This window comes from Bradyrhizobium sp. P2_E8, assembly GCF_056403875.1.
Genome location: NZ_JBFUES010000870.1, coordinates 1 through 4,257 on the forward strand (window position 1 = coordinate 1; position 4,257 = coordinate 4,257).

Below are 4,257 nucleotides of genomic sequence, written 5' to 3' on the forward strand. Positions count from 1 at the left end.
ACTCATGGCTTTAAGGCGAGTCTGCCGCGCTCGTTTGGAAGCAGCACCTCAACTTGACAGGCTGAAGTTGGCTGGGCTGAATTTCGGGCATGATGCCCGCCCCCAAGATCAGGCGTGAGCACAACACTCTCAGTCACCGAAAGATGCCGAGAACCACTAAACTACTATGTCACAGCGCAAGGCGAGCTTATGGTCAAAATTGCTCACGCACGAAACTTTAACGAAACAGGAATTCTGCAAGATCATTCACGACTTATTTCGAACAGAGCGGGAATTAGACCGAGCCGAGCTTAGTTCAAAACGCGATGCGCAACCTCTATGTGTGGAAGACCTCTCTTAACTGTGGATGCGACGAATGACCGACGAGCAAAGCCACAAAGTGCATTTAAGCCAGGAAGACCAAGAGCGATTGCGAGACCTTCGGTCGCAAAAGCCAGCCCGCAATGTCCCCAAGCTCGCACTGACGCCGGGCGCGATGCTTGCCGACCGGGTCGCTGAAACAGTTGGTTCCTGGCGCTTCATCATCATCCAAAGCGTCTTACTCGGCATTTGGATCATTCTGAACATGATTGCATTCATCAACCACTGGGACCCTTATCCCTTTATCTTGCTCAACCTGGTGCTTTCTTTCCAAGCAGCCTACGCAGCACCCATCATCATGATGAGCCAGAACCGGCAATCGGAGATTGACCGCAGGCACGCCGAACACGATTACCGGATAAACGTGAAGGCTGAACTAGAGATCGAATTGCTACACAACAAGATTGACGCCCTGCGTGAGCAAGAAATCCTGCAGTTGCTCAACATCATTCAGCGTTTGTCCGCGCACCTCGCGCCCGAGCTTGTCGCTGCTATCGAGGCCGGACGGGTGCCAGGTAAGACCTAGCTGAGCTTGTTAGTCGCTGACCGGCCAGTTGAGCCACGTTGATGCTTGTCGTCCGGCCAATCGGTGCCTCCGATGCGAACTGTCGCAAAAAACGAAGCCGCCAGACTGGCGGCTTCCACGAGAATCATCATCATTCGCCAGTGATGCTTCACCAACGACGATGGTGGGCCCACCCGTAGTGATGGCCTCGACCCCATCCGTAGTGATGACCTCGGCCTCCGTGATGGCCCCAGCCGTGCACCTGGATGATCGAGGTGTCGGTGCCGACAAGTGCATTCGGATTTGCGCTCGGCATTGCCGATGCAGACAGAATTGGAACGAGCGCAAAACTGCAAGCTGCAACTCCGATTAATAGAAACCGTTTCATGATGGGTTATCCCTCAGATCGCGTTTATCGCGATGATTGATAATGCGGCGGGGCGCGCGTCGTTCCCTTGGCAGGAACCAATATCGTGCAGAGTGACGCCCGCATGGCGGGCGTTTAATTCTTTGGGCTCAGGTATTGGACTCAGGTAGGAAGGCCTTCGCCCGCGATCACTCTCGGCGGGCGCTTTGTCTCGTGTTGGATGTTGCGGACGGCCTCGGCCAGCATCTCTCGCGGCACTCTCGTGCCGCAAATTTCAGGTCATCCTATGATATGCCGGCTGACATGGGAGTTCTCCTGTTATCGGCGTTTATTTACATCGGCAGACCATCGCGGACTGCGCCTCCCTCGTTGTCCCACCGTGACAGAGCCAAAGTGCGCGATCTCGCATCGGTAGGCATGTCTTCTGTTAACGGCAATTTGCCGCGACCGGCATCATCCTTGTGGTTGTGAAGAAATCGGGCGATTTGGCCGCGGAGCGCCGCTGTCTCCAGTAACTTGCCAATCGACCCGGCGGTGTCGAAGATCTCCCGTTGCAGCGTCGTCGGCAGAGCATTCCATTGCATGATGATGGCTGCGCCAAGACACCGCAGAATAAGCTCTTCTTCGGCCGTAAGGGCTACGCCGTGCGATCGGTCCTGTTCCGCCACCTGCACAGCATTGTCATACTCGTCCGCCAGTCCCTGCTCGTTATCGGCGAGCGAGGCAAATCGGTGCTGCAGCTTTTGAAATCTATGGACCTCATCCGGGTCGGTCGAACGCTTAATCAGTTCGTCGTACTCGGCTGCTTTTGCACGATACTGCTGAGATTTAAACATGCCGGGCCCTTTCGTTTGAAAGTCTCGGCCCATCTCCGACCATCCTCGATGGTCGAACTTGCCTAAATATGGGGATCAAAGGTTCGAATAACGAGGCCCCGGCGTACAAATAAGATGGCACAAGAGTGAGCAATATTGACCAGGGGGCTGGGCTGCCGAACCAGCATACTGCCGCATCACCCCACGATCATCGGCATCCGTGAACACCGGAGAGTTCGATCGTGCYTCCGTCTCATCCCGATTCACGACGCAGCGGCTTGAGACCCAAAGTAACAAGGATGACATGACAGAATCACCGCCCAATCATCTCGATCGTAACGATTGGGCTGCCCGGGCATCTGAGGCTTTGGCACAGGCAGAGAAGTTGCCGCCCGGCTTGATGCGATGCAAAGCCATCAGAAGCGCGCCGCAACTTCGCTTCGCCGCAGACATGAAGAAATGGCTGATACCGAAACAGCCAACGGTGCGCCGAAGGCGACAGGCTGACGGCGAGCCACTCCCATAAGACGCGCATTGCCTCGCTCCGCCGATCTGAGGCGAGCATTCTGTCGCCGGCGGCCAGCGAACTGACGCGCTCAAAGAAGTCGGGCTTTTTTCCGTAGAACTGCTGATAATCAGCAGGTAATGTCTGAGAACGGAGCAAGCCCCGCAAGTGATTAGCTGGCTAAAACAGCTCGTGCCCGGGCGCTTGGCAGTTAACCGAGATCGGGCAGGTTTGCGAGTCAAAGGAGGCTTCCGTGGCAAAGCCAATCAAGGACGTCTTTGACCCCCAAAAATTCCTCGCCAAAGTGGGCGCAGGGAAAACGTTTCTCGAGCTTCCGAAAAACCGGCACGTGTTCGAGCAAGGCGACGTCGCAGACTCGGTGTTTTACATTCAAAAAGGCAGGGTCAAGCTAACGGTCGTGTCTGAGCAGGGCAAGGAAGCGGTCGTCGCAATTCTGGAGCCCGGCCAATTCTTTGGCGAAGGATGCATGAATGGTCATCCATTACGCATCGCGACAACAACAGCCATGGAAGATTGCGTTATCACGTCAATCACCAAAGACGCGATGATGGCGGCTATTCGCGACGAACCGAAATTTTCACAGCTCTTCATGTCCTATCTTCTGACCCGGAACGGTCGGATTGAGGAGGACCTGATCGACCAGCTCTTCAATTCGAGCGAGCGGCGGCTTGCTCGACTGTTGTTGCTGCTCGCGAATTTTGGCAAGGAGGGCAGTCCGCAGCCGATCAGCGCGAATATCAGTCAGGAGACATTGGCCGAGATGATCGGGACGACGCGATCCCGCGTGAGCTATTTCATGAACAAGTTTCGCAGGCTGGGCCTCATCAGCTATAATGGGCACATCGAGGTCCACAATTCGCTGTTGAGCGCGGTTTTGCATGAGAAGCCCCTGCTGAGAGAGCGCGATTAGCAGGGCGGTCCCAAGGAACGACCCCAGGGCGTGGGGGCGTGCTGAGGCCGTCATTTCATCGGATGCTTGGGGGGCATATGCATCCGGTCGCCCCTCACCAAGTCGCGCCGACGGTGCTCGTTCCGCCAGGGATGCGAGGTCGAGATCCGGCGCACCAAAAAGGTGCGTGAAATCGTTGGCCGACGTCACTATTCCCCTTCGAGGAAATGCCCCAGCGCCTTTAGTGGGCGCAACCTGTCACAGATGATCTTCAGAATAGCCAGCATCGGCACAGCCAAGATCGCACCAAGCACGCCCCACATCCAGAACCAGAACACCAGCGACAGGATAATCAGCACCGGGTTCAACGTGAAGCGCCGCGCAAGCAACATGGGCGTTAGTGTTTCGCCCTCAACGAGATGAATGCCGAGGTAGAGCACCGGCGGCAGCAAGGACCACCACAAGCTCTCGAAGCTCAGCATTCCGACCAGCACGAAGATGCAGACCCCGAAAAGCGGCCCCAAAATCGGAATATAGTTGAGCAGGAAGGCGGTGGCGCCCCACAACAAAGGGTCTCCCAGGCCGCAAAGATACATCGCAGCCGCCGTCGCGATACCCACAGCCGCGTTCATGGCCGTGATGGTCAGGAGATATCCTGATATGTCCTCTTGGATCTGCTGAGAGATATCGACGGCTTGTCGCTTGTTGCTGAAGGTCGGCAGGATTTCAACGACGCGTCGGAGGAATATGTTGCCCGCGACCAAAAGAAAATAGAGCACCAAGACCGTCGTAAAC

General features: G+C 56.0%; 5 protein-coding genes. 3 read left to right on the plus strand and 2 right to left on the minus strand.

The window, feature by feature from the left end:
* The first annotated feature begins 355 nt into the window (after positions 1-355).
* Positions 356-886, plus strand: coding sequence for a DUF1003 domain-containing protein (locus AC1D00_RS33380; RefSeq protein WP_477013595.1), 531 nt, complete (start codon positions 356-358; stop codon positions 884-886).
* A 245-nt stretch (positions 887-1,131) separates the two neighbouring features.
* Positions 1,132-1,293 carry a hypothetical protein gene (locus AC1D00_RS33385; protein WP_477013596.1) on the plus strand — a complete coding sequence of 54 codons (162 nt, stop codon included), beginning with the start codon at positions 1,132-1,134 and terminating at the stop codon, positions 1,291-1,293.
* A 271-nt stretch (positions 1,294-1,564) separates the two neighbouring features.
* Here the strand turns inward: AC1D00_RS33385 and AC1D00_RS33390 are convergent, their stop codons facing one another.
* Positions 1,565-2,068, minus strand: a complete 504-nt coding sequence (locus tag AC1D00_RS33390; RefSeq protein ID WP_477013597.1) for a hypothetical protein — start codon at positions 2,066-2,068, stop codon at positions 1,565-1,567.
* 737 nt (positions 2,069-2,805) lie between these two features.
* Between AC1D00_RS33390 and AC1D00_RS33395 the strand changes: the two genes are divergently transcribed.
* Positions 2,806-3,483: a Crp/Fnr family transcriptional regulator gene (locus AC1D00_RS33395; protein ID WP_135179222.1), complete on the plus strand. Its 678-nt coding sequence runs from the start codon at positions 2,806-2,808 to the stop codon at positions 3,481-3,483.
* Between the two features lie 188 nt (positions 3,484-3,671).
* Here the strand turns inward: AC1D00_RS33395 and AC1D00_RS33400 are convergent.
* Positions 3,672-4,257: AI-2E family transporter (locus AC1D00_RS33400; protein WP_477013598.1), on the minus strand; the 586-nt coding region annotated here is incomplete at its 5' end.